Below are 19,208 nucleotides of genomic sequence, written 5' to 3' on the forward strand. Positions count from 1 at the left end.
TTCAACAATCGTATGTGCGTATGGGTAACACCCCAAGTATTTTTTTAGTTTTTTCGCATAAAAAAACCCGTCAGTATGGGGCTGACGGGTTCTTTACCTTTATAACTTACGGATTAGGCTTCAGCAGCAGCTTCTTTAGCCGAAGTTGCCGGTGCCGCAGCTACAGGAGCGGCTTCAACAGCCGACGGACCTGCAGGAATAATGTCTACGTAAGAACGGCTTGCACGGCCAGGACGGAATTTTACAACACCATCGACCAATGCAAACAATGTATAATCTTTACCCAATCCGACATTTTTGCCAGGATGGTGTTTTGTACCGCGTTGACGGACAATGATATTGCCAGCAATTGCTGACTGGCCGCCGTATAATTTGACACCTAAGCGCTTGCTTATCGAGTCGCGGCCGTTTTTGGAACTACCTACACCTTTCTTGTGTGCCATTTTCTTTTAAAGAAGTTGTAAAGTTTTACAGTTGTAGCGTTATAGAGTTGGGTTGAGCCGAAGCAAAATTTACAGCTTTATAACCTTACGACTTTATAACTTAGAGTGTAATATCTTCAATCAGGACTTTCGTCAGGTACTGACGGTGACCGTTTTTCTTTTTGTATCCTTTCCGGCGTTTCTTTTTGAAGACGAGTACTTTTTCGCCTTTCAGGTGTTCAACGATTTTAACCGATACCGAAGCGCCTGCTACGGTTGGAGCACCGATGGTAATGCTCCCTTCGTTGTCAACAAGGAGAACTTTCACCTTGTCGGAGGCAAGTGCAGCGTCCACGTCGCCCTCTAACCGGTGGGTATAGATAAAGCGTCCTTTCTGGATCTTGAATTGCTGCCCTGCGATCTCTACGATTGCGTACATTTTATTGTATAAATTTGGAAATGAGGGTGCAAAGGTAAGCATAAAATGATGAATGATGAACCATGAATGATGAATTATTTTATGATTTCTAATCAGACCCCAAAGGAACATCACTCATCACTCTCTCCCCTTCATATAATCACTGGCAGCCGATTTCATTAAGCCTGAGAGCGTATTTAAGCAAAACAATACACCCCGGTCAATAAGCGCGCGGGCCTGATCGCCAGTTGCTGCTGTGGTTCCGGCCACTAAACCTGCTTTTTTGATTTTCTCTACCACACCCGCAATGGTACGTTTCACTTCGTCATGGCCTAAACCATCATAATAACCCATTGACATCGCTAAATCTCGCGGACCAATAATAAAGCCATCAACACCCTCAACCTGAAGTAGTTCATCCAGATTATCGACAGCTTCCCTGGTTTCAATCTGAGGCAACACCAGTATTTGTTCGTTGGCGAACGTTACGTACTCACCCTGATTCATTTCTCCCAGCAAATAATCATTCGCTCGTACAATGCCGAATCCGCGTGTGCCCACTGGCGGATAATTGACAGCTTTGACTAACGTTTCGAGTTCCGAAACAGTACTGATGCCCGGCATCATAATACCCATAACGCCAGCATCCAGAAACTGTACTATCAATTTGGGATCATTGCTACGTACGCGGGCTAATGGCGTAATACCGCTCACTTCGCAAGCCCGAACAATATCCAGAACCTGCGCCATCGAAACAGCCCCATGTTCGCCATCGATCATATAAAAGTCCAATCCAGAAAAGCCGCAAATTTCGGCGATGGTCGGATCGGTACTGTTCGCTAAGACACCTAATACAGGCTGGCCGTTTTTCAGCCGGGTTTTCACAATATTTTGCTTCATAATTACTTCTAAAACGCCATCGCACTCGTGTTCTACTACGTATTGATGATACGTAACAACATGACCAAATAACTAAAAAAGTTGGCAGAAACGTGAATCAAACGCGATTCGAGCCGAAATAAAGATTCCAAACTGCCAAAAAAATCAGTATGTTACGCAAAATATACCATGATCATGGTATTGACGACTATCTGCTACGTAGCGAAATTTGTAAGGCTTCTATCCACACCCGTAAGTAAGTCTTCAACTACGTATCGTCACGTATCGAAAGCCGTTCTAAAGGAGCGGCTTTCGCACTTTTCCGTTTAGAAAAACAGACTGGAAGCTACCCGGAACGTATTGCAATGAGCTTCTACAATATCGGCAAGGCGAGGAGAATAGCCCCCACCCATCGAAACTGCAATAGGCAGTCCGTTTTTTATCGCCTGTTCAAATACAAACGTATCACGTTGTTTACACCCTTCCCGGCTTACGTTTAATTTTCCAAGTCGATCAGAAGACAGTATATCAACACCCGAATTATAGAACAGAAAATCAGGTTGTTCGCGCTGGATTAGTTTTGGCAACGTATCAGACAACGTATTCAGATAATCCGCGTCCGATGTCTGGGTCTGTAGCTCAATGTCCAGATCAGACGTTTCTTTCTTTAGCGGATAATTGTCTTTCCCATGCATACTGAACGTAAACACACGTGGTTCATTCTGAAACATAACCGCCGTTCCGTTGCCCTGATGCACGTCTAAATCAATAACGAGAATTTTCTGAGCTTGTCCTGTTTCGAGCAGATAATGAGCCGCTACGCCTGCATCATTGAGCATACAAAAACCTTCTCCCCGTTCAGGATAAGCATGATGCGTACCGCCCGCTACGTTCATCGCTACACCCTCCCGACGGGCAATTTGCGTACAGTCAATCGTTCCCTGCGTAATAATCCATTCACGCGCAATCAGTTCGGCGGTTAACGGAAAACCAATCCGACGCATCATGGCAGGAGATACAGTCAACTCTTTCAGCGACCGAACGTAGTCGGGTGTATGTACGCCCAAAACCCAATGGTCATCGACAGGATCGGGGGCAAAAAAATTAGCGTCGGTACAAGTGCCTTCGTATACTAACTGTTCGTAAATCAACTCGTATTTAAGCATCGGAAACCGATGTCCTTCAGGTAATCGAAGCCGATAAACCGGCGAAAAAGCAATTTGAAGCATGCGATGAGCAGATAAGCCAGGCTTGTCCCGTTCGATAAGGATATGCTTTTCTTTAACGCATCTCCGTCGGCTTGTGTTACCAAGACACGTCAATTGTTCGTTGATAGGGTTTATCCAACTCGTATGAAAACTGCTATCATTACCGGAGGTGGCCAGGGAATTGGCCGCGTTACTACCCAATACTTATTGACTCATGGCTACCGGGTAGCCATCTGGGAATCGGACACCGACGCACTTGCCGAATTGCGGGAAGCATTCAAAGCGTCGTCGGCCCAGATTTTATTCGTTAACTGCGACGTATCGAGTGAGGCCAATGTCCGTAAGGCTGCCGAACAAACCATTTCTCATTTCGGCCAGATCGACGCGCTGATCAACAATGCGGCTATTATGATTGAGCGATCACTCGATAAGTTTACTCTCGATGAATGGAATCGTGTGATTGGCACAAACTTAACGGGAGCATTTCTGTGCGCTAAACATACGGCGAGCTATCTGGCCGCTCAAAAAGGAACCATCATTAATATGTGCTCTACAAGGGCAATGCAGTCAGAATCCGATACGTTTGCGTATTCGGCCAGTAAAGGCGGAATTTTGGCTCTAACACATTCATTAGCCGTAAGTCTTGGGCCTGATGTGCGAGTAAATGCCATCAGTCCGGGCTGGATCGACGTATCGGTACTGAAGAAAAAAGCTAAAGCAAAGTCAGAAGACCTTACCCCCGAAGATCACCTCCAGCACCCAGCCGGGCGTGTGGGGCAGGCCGACGATATTGCCCGTATGATTCTGTTTCTGATTGCCCCTGAGAACAGTTTTATTACCGGACAGAATTTTATTGTCGACGGCGGCATGACCCGCAAAATGATCTATGTCTAACGATTAAACAAAAATGTATTTAGTCAGCTAACAAGGGCCACTCAATAAGTGTTACTACATGCAACGGCCAGCCCATTGATACACCTATTACCTTTGTTGTCTTTAGCTGCAACTGTTTATTCGTTCATCAACTATGGAAATTGAACTCGCCACCGCATCCGAAGTCGCTCCGCTGGAATTTCTGGACCTTCAGGTTTCGTCTCGACGTAGCGTCGACCAATCGCTATTATCGGTAAAGGTGTTATGCCGTCAGAACCGATACATCCGCCAGTTGCAGATACCTACACTTACCTGGTTCGACGCCAACCGGCTTCAGCGGTTTTCGCGGGAAATTATTGCTGCCAGTCAGTCACAGTCGTTTCAAACAGACCTGATGGACGCGGGCCTTCGGCTAACAGGAACAGTACGTCGGCAGGCAGGTCGCGGAGCCAGTGAGCGAACAATTCAGGTTGAACCATTACCCAGCGCTTCGAATCAATTTTCGGCGTTTTCAATTCATACATCCTGCAATGACATTCGGGCCTATGCCACCAAGCTGCACAGTCGACTTTGGGAGGTTTTCACTCGTGGCTAATAGGTGCATACGGTTTCTACAGCGAATGCAGTTAAGCGAAATTCTCTAAACAATAGGGGGTAGGAATTCGTCTATCGTAGAACATAATATGTACTACGTAAAGCAATACGTCATGGAAAATGTAAATCAGGATGCGATGTTGAACCAACAGTCGCAAACAGTCAACCCCGAAACAGGTGGGCCGATTCAAGTTCCCGACGAGGGTGAAATGCTGAATCAGGACTACAACCCAACTGATCTTTCGGGCGATGCCAATACGGTGCCTTCTACGCCAACCGATGAGCAGGAACAGCAATCGGGCAATGCAGGTGCCTTTTCGGGAAGTCCCAATATGGAGCCTGACACCAGAGACTACGGTAATGGCGATACATTAGGGAATAACGATGGTACTGAACCTGACCCATCGATGATTGACGAGCCCAATTGATTATATAAGGGTAGGTCCTGAAGAGGAACCTACCCTTTTTTCATTGACGACGCCCGGACCATAAGCTGCGTCTCCATAATCTTCGTTTCTTTCGGCACTATATCTTCTACAGCGTTAATTTCGTTGAGCAACAACCGAACCGTTTCAGTACCCATTTCCTGAATAGGCTGGCTAATACTGCTCAATGGGGGCGAGAAATAAGCCGAAACTGGCTCGTTATTGAAACTTACAACGGCTATGTCCTCAGGAATACGCATCCCTTTCTGCTTCATGGCGTAGATAGCCGAAAACGCCATTCGGTCGCTTATACAAACAATACCATCGGGCGGTTGCGACAAATTTATCAGCGCGAGTGTCTGCATAATTGCTGTTTCCTGCGTGTAATCGCAATGCACTACGTACTGATCGCCAACCAGCAGGTTATGTTTTTCCAGAGCTGCTCTATATCCTGCAATGCGCTGATTACTTAACACCAGTTGCGAAGGCCCTGCCAGAAAACCAATCCGTTGACAGCCATTTTCGATAAGATGCTCGGTTGCCTTGAACGAAGCTGCATAATTATCGACAATAACTTTCGATACGTCGATGCTGTCTGCGTAGCGATCAAATAATACTAGCGGCACATTTTTACGTACTAGTCGCTCCACATGATCATAATTATCGGTATCCCGCGAAAGTGAAATAATAAATCCTTCGACCTGACTACGTAGCAGATTCTGAATATTAGTCATCTCACGCAGATACGACTCATTCGTTTGGCAAACCAGTACGCTATAACCCGCCTGTAGTGCAGCCTCTTCGATACTATTAAGCATAGCTGAAAAGTAATGATAACTCAGGTTAGGCACTATTACGCCAATCGTTTTCGTTCGGCTTTTTGCCAGATTTTTCGCTAATTGATTCGGCTGATAATCAAGTTCTTCAGCAACCTTCAAAACGGCGTTACGTGTGTCTGAATTAATTTCCTGCATACCACGTAGTGCCCGCGAAACCGTTGAAATCGAGATATTCAGCGACCGGGCAATGTCCTTTATCGTAACTGGTGTGTTTTTCATAGAATCAGGGCTTTACCAATTGCTTGGAGCGACTGCTTGAGATACCATACGTAATAGGATACGCATGAGTGGGCTGATACGTTGCCCGTAATTATCCTCTTTAGAGAAAGGTAGTTTAGCCTATGAAAATACTTTACTTTACTCCGTCAAACAATGTATCAGGCAACGAAGGCTTGTAATAGCAAGCCGGTTATTACGTTCACTTATCCTTTCTCATGCAGGCAACCGCAGTTAATCCGGCAACCAAAGCCGCTTTTACCGATAAAAAATACCTCGTTACGCTCGTCTTTGTTACGTCGCTCTTCATGTTCTGGGGAGTTGCAATCACTATGGGCGACGTTTTGAACAAGCACTTTCAACACGTACTGAACCTCACCAAGACTCAATCGGCCTTTGTCCAGTTCGCTATTTTTGGTGCTTATTTTGTTATGGGTATCCCGGCGGGCTTATTTATGAAGCGATTTGGGTACAAAAACGGCGTGTTACTAGGACTATCGCTTTTTGCAACAGGGGCATTTTTGTTTGTACCTGCCGCAGCCGCTGCGTCCTTTACCTACTTTGGTATTGCTCTCTTTATTCTTGGTTGCGGACTATCCACCCTCGAAACCGTTGCCCACCCGTTCGTGGCCTCTCTTGGCGATCAGCGTACTAGTGATCAACGTATCAATTTTGCGCAGGCTTTCAATGCGTTGGGTGCCATTATCGGGCCAGCAATCGGATCTTTTTTCCTGTTACGAAACAACACTGAAGGCAGCACCGACCTGACCTCGGTAAAGGTGTTATATATTGCCATTGGCAGTGTTATCGCAACAATTGCGATTCTTTTTTCATTCGTAAAAGTTCCTCCCGTAACCGATCCACATGCGGTAGTAGCTGATCCTGAAGCCGCCAATGTAGACGTTGAGCCGGGTAAAACCCTCTTTCAGCATACCCATTTCATTTGGGCTGTTATTGCCCAATTTTTCAACGTAGCGGCACAAGGCGGAACATGGGCGTTCTTTATCAACTATGGTCATGAAAAAATGGGGTTTTCAGATGCTGTTGCAGGAAACTACATGGTGCTGTTTATGGGGCTTATGCTGGCCGGACGCTTTGTTGGCACGTTTCTGATGCGGATTATAGCACCCCATACATTGCTGGCCATTTTTGCCGCCTGCAATATTCTGATGTGTCTCATTATCAGTCAGAGTCTGGGCTGGCCTTCCTTTATTGCCCTATTGATGCTGAATTTCTTTTTCAGTATCATGTTCCCGACCATCTTTAGTTTGGGTCTGAAAAATCTGGGAGCGCACACGCAACAGGCATCGTCGTTTATTTCGATGGGTGTTGTTGGGGGGGCTGTTTTTCCGTTTTTAATGGGTATGGCTGCCGAAAAAGACGTAGCAAATGCCTACTATCTGCCAATCATCTGCTACGCGGTTATTTTTCTATTCGGAGCAAAATTTTACAAAGTCAAATAAACATATCGCGCTCCCGTATAATTTTGTCATTTTACAGAGAAGCAACCACAACTGGTTGCTTCTCTGCTATCATTTATTGCTTTTTTGTGTCGTAGCGCATGCAGAACTATTGGGGGGTTGATTTAGGAGGGACCAAAATCGAAGCGGTTATTTTGAGTGCACCTTCGCCCGATGCTATTATTATCCGTAGACGAATTGCCACCGAAGCGCATCTCGGTTACCAGCATATTATTAGTCAGATTACCAAGCTAATCAATCAGCTTAGAGCCGAAACAGGCCTCAAGCCTGAGAAAATTGGCTTCTGCACACCTGGCACAATCGACCCCGGAACGGCTACCATGAAAAACTCCAACATGGTCTGTATCAATGGGCAACCTTTCCGCGATGATCTGATTCGTGCGCTAGGCGTCGACGTACTAACAACCAACGATGCTAACTGTTTCGCCCTATCTGAAGCAACGATGGGCAGCGTGCAGGATGTCATTCCTGATTTTCGGATGGTTTTCGGCGTTATTCTGGGAACAGGCGTTGGCGGGGGCGTCGTTTTTCGTGGTCTTGACGGACGAGCCGTAGTTCAGGCGGGTCGGCAGGGAATCGGTGGCGAGTGGGGCCACAATATTCTGGAAGAAAATGGCTATCCCTGTTATTGCGGCAAACGTGGCTGTAATGAGCAGGTCATTTCTGGTCCAGCACTCGAACGATTTTATCGCGAACAAAGCGGTGAAAGCCATAATCTAAAAGCCATTCTCGACCGCTATCAGACTGGCAGCGATACGTTTGCTGCGGCTACTGTAGAGCGATTATTGGAGAATTTCGGCCGGTCCATATCAACCATCGTCAATATGCTCGACCCGGATGCTATTGTGCTGGGTGGTGGTGTCGGTAATGTCGACTTGTTATATACCGAAGGGGTGGAACGTGCAAAAAAATACGTATTCAACAGTGGACGGCTCAATACGTTGTTTCTCAAACCCAAACTCGGCGACAGCGCGGGTGTTTTTGGCGCGGCTTTGCTGTAACAGCTTAAGGTGTGGCTCAAACAGGCTCCGGCTGTTTGAATAGCAAACGATTAGCCTTCGGCTAAACAGCCGGAGCCTGTTTGTGCCATAAAGTTCATCTAAACAACGTAGTGAAAATGCGTTTGGAAATTCATTCTCTCGAACGCATTTTGTTTTTATGTACCCTTTTCACGGTCAGTATCTTACCAGAATCTTTTCAAATTTCCCTTTTCATATCAACCGCAGAACCCACTGGATTGACTATTTTTACCAAAGGAACAAAATCAGCTTTAATCCATAAATCTGATAAATCCCGGATTAGAATATGCAATTCTCTCATCTCCATTGCCACACACAATACTCTCTGCTCGACGGTCAGGCCGACATTAAAAAGCTGATAAAGAAGGCGAAAGGTGACAATATGCCCGCTGTTGCTATCACCGATCATGGCAATATGTTTGGTGTATTCGAGTTTGTGGCCGAAGCCAGCAAGCAGGGGATCAAGCCCATTGTTGGCTGCGAATTCTACGTAGTAGAAGACCATACCCGCAAACAATTTACCAAAGAGCAGAAAGACATTCGGTATCACCAGTTGCTGTTGGCCAAAAATCCGCAGGGCTATAAAAATCTGGCGAAACTCTGTTCGCTGGGTTATATGGAAGGGTTGTACGGTAAATATCCGCGAGTTACAAAAGCGCTGATTGATCAGTACAAAGAGGGGTTAATTGCCACTACGTGTTGCATTGGCGCTATTGTTCCGAAAACGATTCTTAAAAAAGGCGAGGAAGCCGCCGAAATCGAATTTAAATGGTGGCTCGACCGCTTTGGCGAAGATTACTACGTTGAGCTACAACGGCACGAAATTCCTGACCAGATTAAAGCTAATGAGGTATTGGTCAAGTTTGCCAGAAAATACAATGTCAAAATCATTGCCTCGAACGACTCGCACTACGTTGACCGCGATGATTGGGTTGCACACGATATTCTGCTCTGCGTAAATACGGGCGAAAAGCAGAGTACGCCGTCGATGAAGGAGTTCAACGACGAGGAAGCAATGCCCAAGAATACGCGCTTTGCGTTCTTCTCCGATCAGTTCTATTTCAAGAACACGCAGGAGATGAGCACCCTGTTTCATGACATGCCCGAAGCCATCGATAATACCAACGAGATTGTCGATAAAGTGGAAGTGCTGAAGTTAAAGCGGGATATTCTCCTGCCCAACTTCCCGATTCCGCAAGAATTTCAGATCCATACCGACGACGTAGCAAATCAGTGGGAATACCTCAAACACCTCACCTACGAGGGTGCAAAAAAACGCTGGACTGACATCGACCAGAAGTCGCAGGAGCGTCTTGACTTTGAGTTGTTTACCATTAAAACAATGGGATTTGCCGGGTACTTCCTTATTGTGGCCGACTTTATCAAGGCCGGACGTGACCTCGGTGTGATGGTAGGGCCCGGCCGGGGAAGTGCCGCCGGAAGTGCCGTAGCGTACTGTATAGGTATTACCAATATTGACCCTATCAAGTACGATTTGCTGTTCGAGCGGTTTTTGAATCCCGACCGGAAGTCAATGCCCGATATCGATACCGATTTCGATGACGAAGGTCGCCAACGGGTTATTGATTACGTAGTCGATAAATACGGCAAACAGCAGGTTGCAGCTATTGTTACGTATGGTACGATGGCCGCTAAATCGTCGATCAAAGACGTAAGCCGGGTAATGGATTTACCCCTGTCGGATGCCAACGCATTGGCGAAGCTCGTGCCCGACAAGCCGACCTACAACATGACGCTGAAACGCATTTTCGAAGACCCGATCGACGGGCCAGGCGGACTTGCGGGCATTATTCAACCGGAGGAAGTTGACAATGTGAAGCGGATGCGCGCGCTCGAAGCGGGTGATCAGTCGGTAGGACGTAGCATGAAGCTGATCGATACCGAAAAGGTACAGAACGTATTACAACAGGCTCGTCGGCTCGAAGGGACAGTACGTAACACAGGCGTTCACGCGGCTGGTATTATCATTGCTCCCGACGATCTATCGAACATCGTACCCGTCTCTACGTCGAAAGATACAAACCTGATTATCACCCAGTATGAGGGAAAGGTAATTGAGGATGCGGGCGTTATTAAGATGGACTTTCTGGGTCTGCGAAACCTGACCATCATTAAGGAATGTCTGCGGTTACTCAAACAAAATCATGGCGGTCTGCTGATCAATGGTGTCGAAACTGACATTGACGATATTCCGCTCGATGACCCGAAGGCATACGAACTCTTCCAACGGGGCGAAACCAACGCCATTTTCCAGTTCGAATCCGACGGAATGAAGAAGCACATGAAGGACCTAAAACCCGACCGTTTTGGGGACCTCATTGCTATGAACGCCTTGTACAGACCGGGGCCAATTCAGTACATTCCGAACTACATCAACCGCAAACATGGCCGTGAGGAAGTAAAATACGACATGCCGGAAATGGAAGAATTTCTGGCAGATACATACGGCATTACGGTTTATCAGGAGCAGTTGATGCTGCTTTCTCAAAAACTCGGCAATTTCACCAAAGGTGATGCCGACGTACTGCGGAAAGCCATGGGTAAGAAAGACCGCGCTACGCTCGATAAGATGAAGGGCAAGTTTATGGACGGTTGCGCAGCCAATAACCTGCCTCTGAAAACCTGTGAAAAGGTCTGGACAGACTGGGAAGCGTTCGCATCGTATGCCTTTAACAAATCGCACTCAACCTGTTACGCCTTCGTAGCATATCAGACTGCCTACCTAAAAACGTATTACCAGTCTGAGTATATGGCTGCTGTATTAACCAGCAGCTTAGGCAATATCGAGAAAATTACGTTCTTCCTCGAAGAGTGTAAAAACCTCGGCATTCCAGTGCTTGGCCCCGATGTGAATGAGTCGGAACGGGTATTTGGCGTGAATAGTAAAGGTGAAATCCGGTTTGGTTTGGGCGGTATCAAAGGCGCGGGCGATGCGGCTGTTGAAGCGATTATCGAAGAGCGTAAAGCAGGTGGGCCATTTAAAGATATTTTCGACTTTGCCACCCGGATTAACCTTCGTACGGTGAACAAGAAAACCTGGGAATCGTTGGCTTACGCGGGTGCATTCGACGCTATCGAAGACTATCATAGGGCACAGTATTTTGCTATGGGCGAGGGCGATACGTCGCCATTTCTGGATAAAATTATTCGCTATGCAAACAATTACCACGCTGAAAAGGCAGCCGCTCAGCAGTCTTTATTTGGCGCAATGATGAACGGTGAGCCAATGCTTAACCGACCCAAAGCTCCTACTGTAGAGGAATGGAATCAGATTGAAAAACTGAAGTACGAAAAAGACGTAGTAGGCTTTTACCTGACGGGCCACCCACTTGACGAGTTTAAACTCGAAATGGACGGTTTCTGCAATTGCAACCTGACCAATCTTTTCGAAACAAAACAAGCTGAAATTAAAGTGGGCGGCATTGTATCGGCCGTACAAATGCGCGTTACTAAAAGCGGAAACCCTTTCTGTATCTTCAAGTTTGAAGATTACAATACCTCATTGGAGATGGCCCTGTTTGGCGATGACTACGTTCGGCTGGTGCAATACATCGAGGTAGGCCGGTTCCTTCACATTACAGGAAAAACGCAAAATAAATGGGGTTCCGAACAACTGGAATTTAAGCCTGTAAGTATCCGCTTATTGAACGATATGCGTGAGAAATTCTGTAAGGAACTCCGCGTATCCTTAACCATTGACTCGCTAAACGCACAGCTTATAGCCAAAATTAACGAGTTAGCCAATGCGCACCCCGGCTCCTGTACGCTTTCGTTCAACGTAGTTGATCCCATCGAACGTATCGAAATAAGTTTGCAGGCGAAAACGTTGAAAGTCTCCCCCGCCAACTCGTTTCTAAAAGCACTAGAAGCCATCGATGGCGTTACGTGTAAGGTGGCTTAGGCTTTATTCTTCTAAATTCTTAAATCGCTTTACTGGCCAATTGAGTAAGTCGCCTAACACTTGTTGGAGTGAAAGTCCAATAAGTGTTAGGCTTATTTTATCTATTCAGGCATACTACTTCCAGTCCTCTCCTACCCGAACTAATATCGTTCTGTTGGCTGTCCATTTTCTCAATTGTATTCATACGGTAACTCCCAAGCTCTTGAGTAAAAACGCTGGCTGTCATTCTAACTTAAACTATATTATTGTGCCAATAGATACACACTTCATATTAAAATAATCCTATTCAATAGCCTAATAAAACAGGATATTTTTGGCATAACAGTTCACAAACTATATTACATAAAGACACTATTTTCTTTGAAACAGCCAAACTGCAATCGATACCGGGAACGATTGCGTAGAAATAATCAAATATCACCTTGGGATAAATCCTATATAGATGTAGCCTTGTTAAAAAATGATTAAAGCACTGCTAAACGACCGTTAGCTTCATTCTTAAAATAAGTAAACTTCATACCAAGTGAGATACGTTTTTTCTACTTTACTTCTATTCCTGATCGTCGTTTCCGTACAGGCGCAGGGAGTACGACAAATTACCGGACAGATAGCTGATGAACAGGGCGTCGCATTACCCGGCGTAAGCATTGTCAGGAAGGGTTCACAACAGGGCACAACAACTGATGCGAATGGAAAATACTCCCTTCCAATCACCGGAGAGGGTGTCACACTGATTTTCTCCTACATTGGCTACCTCACGGAGGAGATTGTTCTGGGAAACAATTCGACCTTAAATGTTGTCCTCAAAACCGATACAAAATCGCTGAATGAGGTAGTTGTTGTTGGGTATGGTACGCAACAAAAAGCCGAAGTGGCAACGGCGGTTGGTAGTATAGAAGGCCGAACTATTGCCGAGCGCGGTACGGTAAACCCCATGCAGGCTGTTCAGGGTCAGATTGCGGGTGTCGATATTTCGGCAGGTTCCGGACGGGCGGGCAGTAATTATTCCGTACAGATTCGGGGCCAGAATTCACTGGCAGGCGGGCAGCCGCTCTACGTTGTCGATGGGGTTATTGTGCCGGATATCAACTTCCTGAATCCGCAGGATATTGCCAAAATGGACGTATTGAAAGATGCGGCATCGACAGCAATTTACGGATCTCGGGGGTCTAATGGGGTAATATTGATAACCACCAAAGGGGGGGCATCGGTTAAAGGTCGTTCCACCATTTCCTACGATGGCTACATGGGTATCCGCGAAGTAGCTCGTATGCCACGTTTCATGACCGGCCCAGAATGGTGGGAATATCGCCAGAATACGTTCATTTCGCCAGAATTAATTGCCGGACGTACCAACTATGATAATACAATTGGCTCACTGGGCAACCCGCTCGTTCAGCAACGTGTGGCAAACAATGACTATACCAACTGGCGCGATCTGGTGCTACGTACCGGAACACAGGCAAACCATTGGCTGACGTTTTCGGGGGCTAGCGACAAGAATACTATTCAATATCTGATCGGGGCCGGGTATCAGAAAGAAAAAGGAAATTTGCTCAATGAAGACCTCGACCGGTATAATTTCAAAGCCAGCATAGACGGCAAAATCAATGATTATTGGTCGGCAGGAATGAGCGTAAACCTGTCGCTAACTCAAACGGAACGTGGTAGCGATGATGCCGTTCGCAATGCGTTTAACATGGCCCCAATTTTCAAGCCCTACGACGATAATGGCAACCTGATCTTCCGGCCTGGCCAGATTCCGGTGCCGGGTAGTACGACCATATCGAGTATAACCAGTACCGTTAACCCATTACTCGAAATCCCTAACAGCGAAAACAACACCCGCCGGATGTTCGGGGTTGGTAATATCTATCTGAAGTTTGCGCCGGTGAGCTGGCTTGACTTGAAGTCGACGTTTTCGCCAAGCATGAATTTTGAACGTAATGGCCGCTATTGGGGCTCTCTTACAGGTGTAGGTGAAGGTTTATTACCAGATGCTCAACGCACAAACCAGCAGACACTTTCCTATATTTTCGACAACATAGCGACCATTCGTAAGTCCATCGGCGAGCATAATTTTACCGTTACGGGACTGTATAGTATGCAGAAAGATCGGTTCGAAAGCGACGGTCTACGGGTGAATGATTTGCCATTCAATTCGTCGTTCTATAACCTCGGATCGTCAACCAATCGCCAGTCGGGAAATAGCGCATTCAGCCAGTTTTCGATCATCTCGTACATGGCCCGCCTGAATTACGCATACAAAGGCAAGTACTTCGCTACGTTGGCTACCCGCTGGGATGGCTCATCGAAACTGGCCGATGGACACAAATGGTCGACGTTCCCATCGGCGGCTGTTGCCTGGCAGATGTCTGACGAAAACTTCCTCAAATCGGCGAGTTATATTACGGAATTAAAACTACGTTTCAGCGCTGGGATTGCAGGTAACAACAACAACATTTTCCCCTATGAAAGCCAGATGACACTGAGCGATCCAGCTTTTTATGACTACGGTGGCACGGTTGCACTTGGTTACGCGCCAAGCCGATTACCGAACCCCTCTCTCACCTGGGAACGTACCCGTGAGTTTGATTTAGGATTGGATTATGCGTTCCTAAATGGGCGGGTTTCTGGTACTATCGACGTGTATGATAAGCTGTCGAGGGGTGTATTGATGAACCGGGATATTCCTATTGAAACCGGCTGGACAGCCATCAAGGATAACGTTGGTTCGGTACGTAACAAGGGGGTTGAGTTTTCATTACGAACGGTGAACGTATCGACTAAAAACTTCACCTGGAACACTACGTTTACGTTCTCTCATAATAAAAATGCCATCGTCGATCTTCTCGACAAAAAAGAAGATTTGGTGGGTAACTGGTGGTTCATCGGCAAGCCAATTAACGTTAACTACACCTACGTTTTTGATGGTATCTGGCAGGAAAGCGAGCGCGAACAAGCCCTGAAATTCGGTCAGTCGCCCGGCCAGGCGAAGGTGAAAGACCTTAACAATGACGGCAAAATCAGTAGCACCAATGACCGGGCCATCATTGGGCAGAAAGATCCGAAATGGACTGGTGGTTTCTCAACACAATTAACGTTCAAGAATTTCGATTTATCGGCCTCTATGTTTGCCCGTCAGGGTGCGCAGGTTTTCAGTGCGTTTCACAGCCAGTTCCTCAACTATTCTGACCGGGGCACGGATAAGCTGTACACGGATTACTACATGTCGGCCAACAAAGTGACGCCAACCCGCTCATCTAATACGTATCCACAACCAAACAATATCGGCCCTTACTGGACAGGTGTTTCGGGTGTGGGATTCTATAAAGACGTATCATTTGTGAAAGTGCAGAATATTGTGCTGGGGTATAATCTCCCATCGACGTTGCTGAACCGGGTGGGCGTTCGTAGTCTGCGTGTATATGCCAACGTACTGAATCCGTTCGTCTGGACCAAATATGACGGTTTCGACCCTGAATACGCAAGTGGTATCGATCCTACAACCAGCTCGACAGTTACCAATACCACCACTGGTTCGGTGAATAACACAGGTCCCAGCACAATTACGTATCAGTTTGGCCTGAACCTTAAATTCTAATCGAGACACAAACTTATGAAGACTATAAAAATTGCCGGACTGCTATTCGGTCTGCTATTTTCGGCAGGCGGCTGTAAAGACTTTCTGGACGAACAGAATAAATCCAATATCGTTGCTGATCAATATTATGCAACCAATGAAGGCTACGAAAAACTAATTAACGCTTCCTATTCGTCGCTACGTACCATTTACGCCCAGCCTTGGGTGTTCTGTGCCGGAACCGACATGTACGTAACGGGTCGTTCTACACAACCTGAGGGCCTGAGTGAATACCGAAACCTGATTCCCGACGATCCGGAAGTGCTGGCGTTTTACACGAACGTCTACAAATCACTTCAGCTCATCAATACGGCTCTTTATTTCAATGATAAAACGACCAACGTATCAACGTTGAGTGCGCGCAAAGGAGAAATGAAGTTTTTGAGAGCTTACGATTATTTCCTTCTGGTACAGACGTTTGGGGGAGTGAGTCTGGTTACGGATCGTTTCACGGCACCGGTCGAATCATTCAAGCGCAATACGGCGCAGGAAGTGTATGATTTCATTATCAAAGAGATGACCGAATCGCTGGAATTGGTTCCAGAAACAACGCCAAATTTCGGCCGCGTCACTAAACGGGCAGTTCGGCATATGCTGTCAAAAATTTACCTGACGCGGGGTTACGAAACCTTTGCCGGTGCCGACGATTTCAAAAACGCGGCTACGTTTGCCGATGCCACCATTGCGTCACAAGCGCTCACTACGTCGTTCGAGACGCTGTTCTATCCTGGCAATGAAAAGAACTCAGAGATTCTGTTCTCAATTCAATGGGATGCTTCCTCACTGCCAACGGCAACTACAGGCGGTAACTCGCAGGCTGCTTTCTTTGGGCCTTATTTTGGAGGACAAGGCGCTGTAGAAGGATATCCGTACCGGACCTATACCCTTTGCCCAACGATGTATACGTTCGATCTGTTCACGCAGAACGACGCCCGCTTCGACGCTACGTTCATGATTACGTATTACCAACGGTATTATGACTATTATACCCGTCAGAATGAACGTAACACCCTGAACGTGAAATACTATTACGCTCCGAAATGGGCTAATACACCAGCCGCCATTGCGGCCTGGAAAGCGGCTGATCCGACTCGACGGAATAACGCCATTGTGTATCCATATTCAGGAACGCTTTGGGAAGCCAGCCAGACCGTAACACTGGATAACTTCACCCCATCAGTTAAAAAGTTTGATGACCCTACGGCCCAATTTGGTGGTAACACCAGCACCCGCGATTTCTTCATCGCCCGCTTAGGGGAGACGTATCTGATTGCGGCTGAAGCGTATTTTAAATCGGGCAATACGGCCAAAGCCGCCGAACGTATCAACGAGGTTCGACGTCGGGCAGCCAAAGCCGGTGCCGAAGCCAGTATGAAAATTGAAGCTTCGGACGTAACGATTAACTATATTCTGGACGAACGAGGACGGGAGCTGGTTGGTGAATATCACCGCTGGTTCGACCTCAAACGTACCGGAACGCTCGTTGCCCGCGCCCGTCAGTATAATAAAGATGTGAACAAATGGTATAACAACGGCGTAGATCCGTTTCAGGGCATTGGCGGACAAAACAAGATTTTACGGCCGATTCCTACGCGTGCGCTGGATCTGAACCAAGGCGAATTTTCTCAAAATCCGGGGTATTAAAACAGTTATTATGCCACGATGATTTCTCAAACTCGTCGGATTGATTAATATCCTCTCCGGTTACGACTAACAAACTTGTAAACCCTGACGTATTCGCACTCTTTTAGTACGAATACGTCAGGGTTTACATTTGGTGTCTGAGCGATTTAATGTAAATAAACCTAGTAGACCTTACAATACAGGATTTGTTATAATCTGAAAAATCCTATCAATATTGCTAGTTGTAAAATAGAGCCGAAAGAGATATGCCCGTGTCGGTTTGTGGTTAAACGCGCCTTGGACGTACCTATCGGTTTGCCGCTGATTTTGGGGCAGTCATAACGCACTCTATAGCTATTGTGCCCTCAAACAACCAATTTTTTATGACTTTCCTCTCCAGATGCTTATTACAACTCAAAGAGTTATTACTCATTTTGTGTTGGCTCCTGCCAGTACAATATGACATCACGGTTGCCAGCGAATTACTAGAGACGTATCGGTCAGGTGTTGTGGTCGGTGCTGACAAAGGTTTTATGTTGTTGCCTAAAGGGCTTACTCATCAAAATGTCAGATCATCATGCCCATTAAATAGAATCACCTTGCGAAACCAAGCTCTTAGGAGCCTTTCTGGTTCAGTTTCATCAATTGAGTGAGACGACCGATATCTAGTGGATTGAACAATTCAATGTGTCTATACTCGAGCTAAATCGGCTTGGGATTTGAGGAATCGGCTGATTCATAAACTGACTGCTCACACCCAAACCGATTTAGCTGAACACTTTGGCAGGCCTTTGTTAGCCATCAAATCAATTACATTTAACTAGCACTACTGGTATGCTCTATAAAATTGGCCAGTTGTATAGGTAAAAGCTTTCAGATACCACGCCCCTGAATCAATCGCAAAATGATAGCGATCACTGCAATAACTAACAGAATGTGAATTAGCCCACTACCACCGATACCGGCTCCTAAAACTCCTAAGAACCCTAAGAGCCAAATGATGATCAAAACAACAGCGATTGTATACAAGAGATTACCCATGAGTTGACGTGTGTTTAGTGAATGTCATATCTAACTCACAACTGATTTATATTGTTTTGTTGAGTATTAATCCATGAAATTTTAAAAATAGCGCTCCGTCTGATTTGTCAGAAAGTCAGTCTATTGTTATGACCTAATTACTATAATGATAACATTTTAATTAAAATAAATAAAAATTAATTACTTACAGATATACATGTTAATTTAGAACAAATAAATTTATTTATATTTTCACACCGACCAAGATCCTTCTCAATTATGTAGAATAATTTCTACATAAGTAGTACTACTTAGCCATTAAAACCCCCATGATACATAGCAAATTGAAGTAATATATGCCTATAATTAAATAGCAAAAACTAGCTAATTATGAGAGCATCCACGTTTTTTCATCAAAGTGTTACAATCAGTCGCCTTCAACCAACGAGTTGGCAGGTGTTTTGCCAACATATTAGCCATCCAGTTCAACTTCCCGATTGACAAAACTTCTAATTCACCAAATGTGATTAGTACGTATATAAGAATGCTTTGCGATTTTAGCAATGGCTCAATTAATACTTAATCTATTTGCAGTCAATCTGTGTTACGTCATCTCAGTTGTTAAT

Annotated in this window: 14 protein-coding genes; 8 read left to right on the top strand and 6 right to left on the bottom strand. The window is 45.9% G+C overall.

The window, feature by feature from the left end:
• Positions 1-113: 113 nt before the first annotated feature.
• The 4 genes from rpmA to ACYVD4_RS20770 all read right to left on the bottom strand — a co-directional run bounded on the left by rpmA (position 114) and on the right by ACYVD4_RS20770 (position 2,948).
• On the bottom strand, positions 114-443 hold the full coding sequence (gene rpmA, locus ACYVD4_RS20755) for a 50S ribosomal protein L27 (RefSeq protein WP_460948997.1): 330 nt from the start codon (positions 441-443) through the stop codon (positions 114-116).
• A gap of 100 nt (positions 444-543) precedes the next feature.
• On the bottom strand, positions 544-861 hold the full coding sequence (rplU, locus tag ACYVD4_RS20760) for a 50S ribosomal protein L21 (RefSeq protein ID WP_460948998.1): 318 nt from the start codon (positions 859-861) through the stop codon (positions 544-546).
• 117 nt (positions 862-978) lie between these two features.
• Positions 979-1,740 (bottom strand): HpcH/HpaI aldolase family protein, encoded by a 762-nt coding sequence (locus ACYVD4_RS20765; RefSeq protein ID WP_460949000.1) that lies wholly within the window; start codon positions 1,738-1,740, stop codon positions 979-981.
• Positions 1,741-2,045: 305 nt separating this feature from the next.
• Positions 2,046-2,948 carry a histone deacetylase family protein gene (locus ACYVD4_RS20770; protein ID WP_460949002.1) on the bottom strand — a complete coding sequence of 301 codons (903 nt, stop codon included), beginning with the start codon at positions 2,946-2,948 and terminating at the stop codon, positions 2,046-2,048.
• 123 nt (positions 2,949-3,071) lie between these two features.
• Here ACYVD4_RS20770 and ACYVD4_RS20775 point away from each other — a divergent pair, with 123 nt between their 5' ends.
• From ACYVD4_RS20775 to ACYVD4_RS20785, 3 genes are all read left to right on the top strand, one after another.
• Positions 3,072-3,821 (top strand): SDR family oxidoreductase, encoded by a 750-nt coding sequence (locus ACYVD4_RS20775; protein WP_460949004.1) that lies wholly within the window; start codon positions 3,072-3,074, stop codon positions 3,819-3,821.
• Between the two features lie 133 nt (positions 3,822-3,954).
• Positions 3,955-4,395, top strand: a complete 441-nt coding sequence (locus tag ACYVD4_RS20780) for a hypothetical protein (protein WP_460949005.1) — start codon at positions 3,955-3,957, stop codon at positions 4,393-4,395.
• A gap of 112 nt (positions 4,396-4,507) precedes the next feature.
• A complete protein-coding gene (locus tag ACYVD4_RS20785; RefSeq protein WP_460949007.1) occupies positions 4,508-4,822 on the top strand; it encodes a hypothetical protein in 315 nt (104 codons plus the stop codon).
• A 29-nt stretch (positions 4,823-4,851) separates the two neighbouring features.
• Here the strand turns inward: ACYVD4_RS20785 and ACYVD4_RS20790 are convergent, their stop codons facing one another.
• Entirely contained in the window at positions 4,852-5,877 is a 1,026-nt protein-coding gene (locus ACYVD4_RS20790; RefSeq protein ID WP_460949009.1) for a LacI family DNA-binding transcriptional regulator, read from the bottom strand.
• 215 nt (positions 5,878-6,092) lie between these two features.
• On the opposite strand from ACYVD4_RS20790, the gene fucP reads away from it, so the two are divergent.
• The 5 genes from fucP to ACYVD4_RS20815 all read left to right on the top strand — a co-directional run bounded on the left by fucP (position 6,093) and on the right by ACYVD4_RS20815 (position 17,583).
• On the top strand, positions 6,093-7,337 hold the full coding sequence (gene fucP, locus ACYVD4_RS20795) for an L-fucose:H+ symporter permease (RefSeq protein WP_460949011.1): 1,245 nt from the start codon (positions 6,093-6,095) through the stop codon (positions 7,335-7,337).
• A 98-nt stretch (positions 7,338-7,435) separates the two neighbouring features.
• Positions 7,436-8,356, top strand: a complete 921-nt coding sequence (locus tag ACYVD4_RS20800) for an ROK family protein (RefSeq protein WP_460949013.1) — start codon at positions 7,436-7,438, stop codon at positions 8,354-8,356.
• Positions 8,357-8,660: 304 nt separating this feature from the next.
• Positions 8,661-12,296, top strand: a complete 3,636-nt coding sequence (gene dnaE / locus ACYVD4_RS20805; RefSeq protein ID WP_460949015.1) for a DNA polymerase III subunit alpha — start codon at positions 8,661-8,663, stop codon at positions 12,294-12,296.
• Positions 12,297-12,819: 523 nt separating this feature from the next.
• Positions 12,820-15,900, top strand: a complete 3,081-nt coding sequence (locus ACYVD4_RS20810; protein WP_460949017.1) for a SusC/RagA family TonB-linked outer membrane protein — start codon at positions 12,820-12,822, stop codon at positions 15,898-15,900.
• 15 nt (positions 15,901-15,915) lie between these two features.
• Positions 15,916-17,583 (top strand): RagB/SusD family nutrient uptake outer membrane protein, encoded by a 1,668-nt coding sequence (locus ACYVD4_RS20815; RefSeq protein WP_460949018.1) that lies wholly within the window; start codon positions 15,916-15,918, stop codon positions 17,581-17,583.
• Between the two features lie 852 nt (positions 17,584-18,435).
• On the opposite strand, the gene ACYVD4_RS20820 is transcribed toward ACYVD4_RS20815, so the two are convergent.
• A complete protein-coding gene (locus tag ACYVD4_RS20820; RefSeq protein ID WP_460949019.1) occupies positions 18,436-18,603 on the bottom strand; it encodes a lmo0937 family membrane protein in 168 nt (55 codons plus the stop codon).
• Between the last annotated feature and the right edge of the window lie 605 nt (positions 18,604-19,208).

Source organism: Spirosoma daeguense, assembly GCF_054776875.1.

What these genes read in the sequence shown, in the direction of transcription:
- rpmA (WP_460948997.1), bottom strand. Translation starts at nt 443, where the DNA reads ATGGCACACAAGAAAGGTGTAGGTAGTTCCAAAAACGGCCGCGACTCG.
- rplU (WP_460948998.1), bottom strand. Translation starts at nt 861, where the DNA reads ATGTACGCAATCGTAGAGATCGCAGGGCAGCAATTCAAGATCCAGAAA.
- ACYVD4_RS20765 (WP_460949000.1), bottom strand. Translation starts at nt 1,740, where the DNA reads ATGAAGCAAAATATTGTGAAAACCCGGCTGAAAAACGGCCAGCCTGTA.
- ACYVD4_RS20770 (WP_460949002.1), bottom strand. Translation starts at nt 2,948, where the DNA reads ATGCTTCAAATTGCTTTTTCGCCGGTTTATCGGCTTCGATTACCTGAA.
- ACYVD4_RS20775 (WP_460949004.1), top strand. Translation starts at nt 3,072, where the DNA reads ATGAAAACTGCTATCATTACCGGAGGTGGCCAGGGAATTGGCCGCGTT.
- ACYVD4_RS20780 (WP_460949005.1), top strand. Translation starts at nt 3,955, where the DNA reads ATGGAAATTGAACTCGCCACCGCATCCGAAGTCGCTCCGCTGGAATTT.
- ACYVD4_RS20785 (WP_460949007.1), top strand. Translation starts at nt 4,508, where the DNA reads ATGGAAAATGTAAATCAGGATGCGATGTTGAACCAACAGTCGCAAACA.
- ACYVD4_RS20790 (WP_460949009.1), bottom strand. Translation starts at nt 5,877, where the DNA reads ATGAAAAACACACCAGTTACGATAAAGGACATTGCCCGGTCGCTGAAT.
- fucP (WP_460949011.1), top strand. Translation starts at nt 6,093, where the DNA reads ATGCAGGCAACCGCAGTTAATCCGGCAACCAAAGCCGCTTTTACCGAT.
- ACYVD4_RS20800 (WP_460949013.1), top strand. Translation starts at nt 7,436, where the DNA reads ATGCAGAACTATTGGGGGGTTGATTTAGGAGGGACCAAAATCGAAGCG.
- dnaE (WP_460949015.1), top strand. Translation starts at nt 8,661, where the DNA reads ATGCAATTCTCTCATCTCCATTGCCACACACAATACTCTCTGCTCGAC.
- ACYVD4_RS20815 (WP_460949018.1), top strand. Translation starts at nt 15,916, where the DNA reads ATGAAGACTATAAAAATTGCCGGACTGCTATTCGGTCTGCTATTTTCG.
- ACYVD4_RS20820 (WP_460949019.1), bottom strand. Translation starts at nt 18,603, where the DNA reads ATGGGTAATCTCTTGTATACAATCGCTGTTGTTTTGATCATCATTTGG.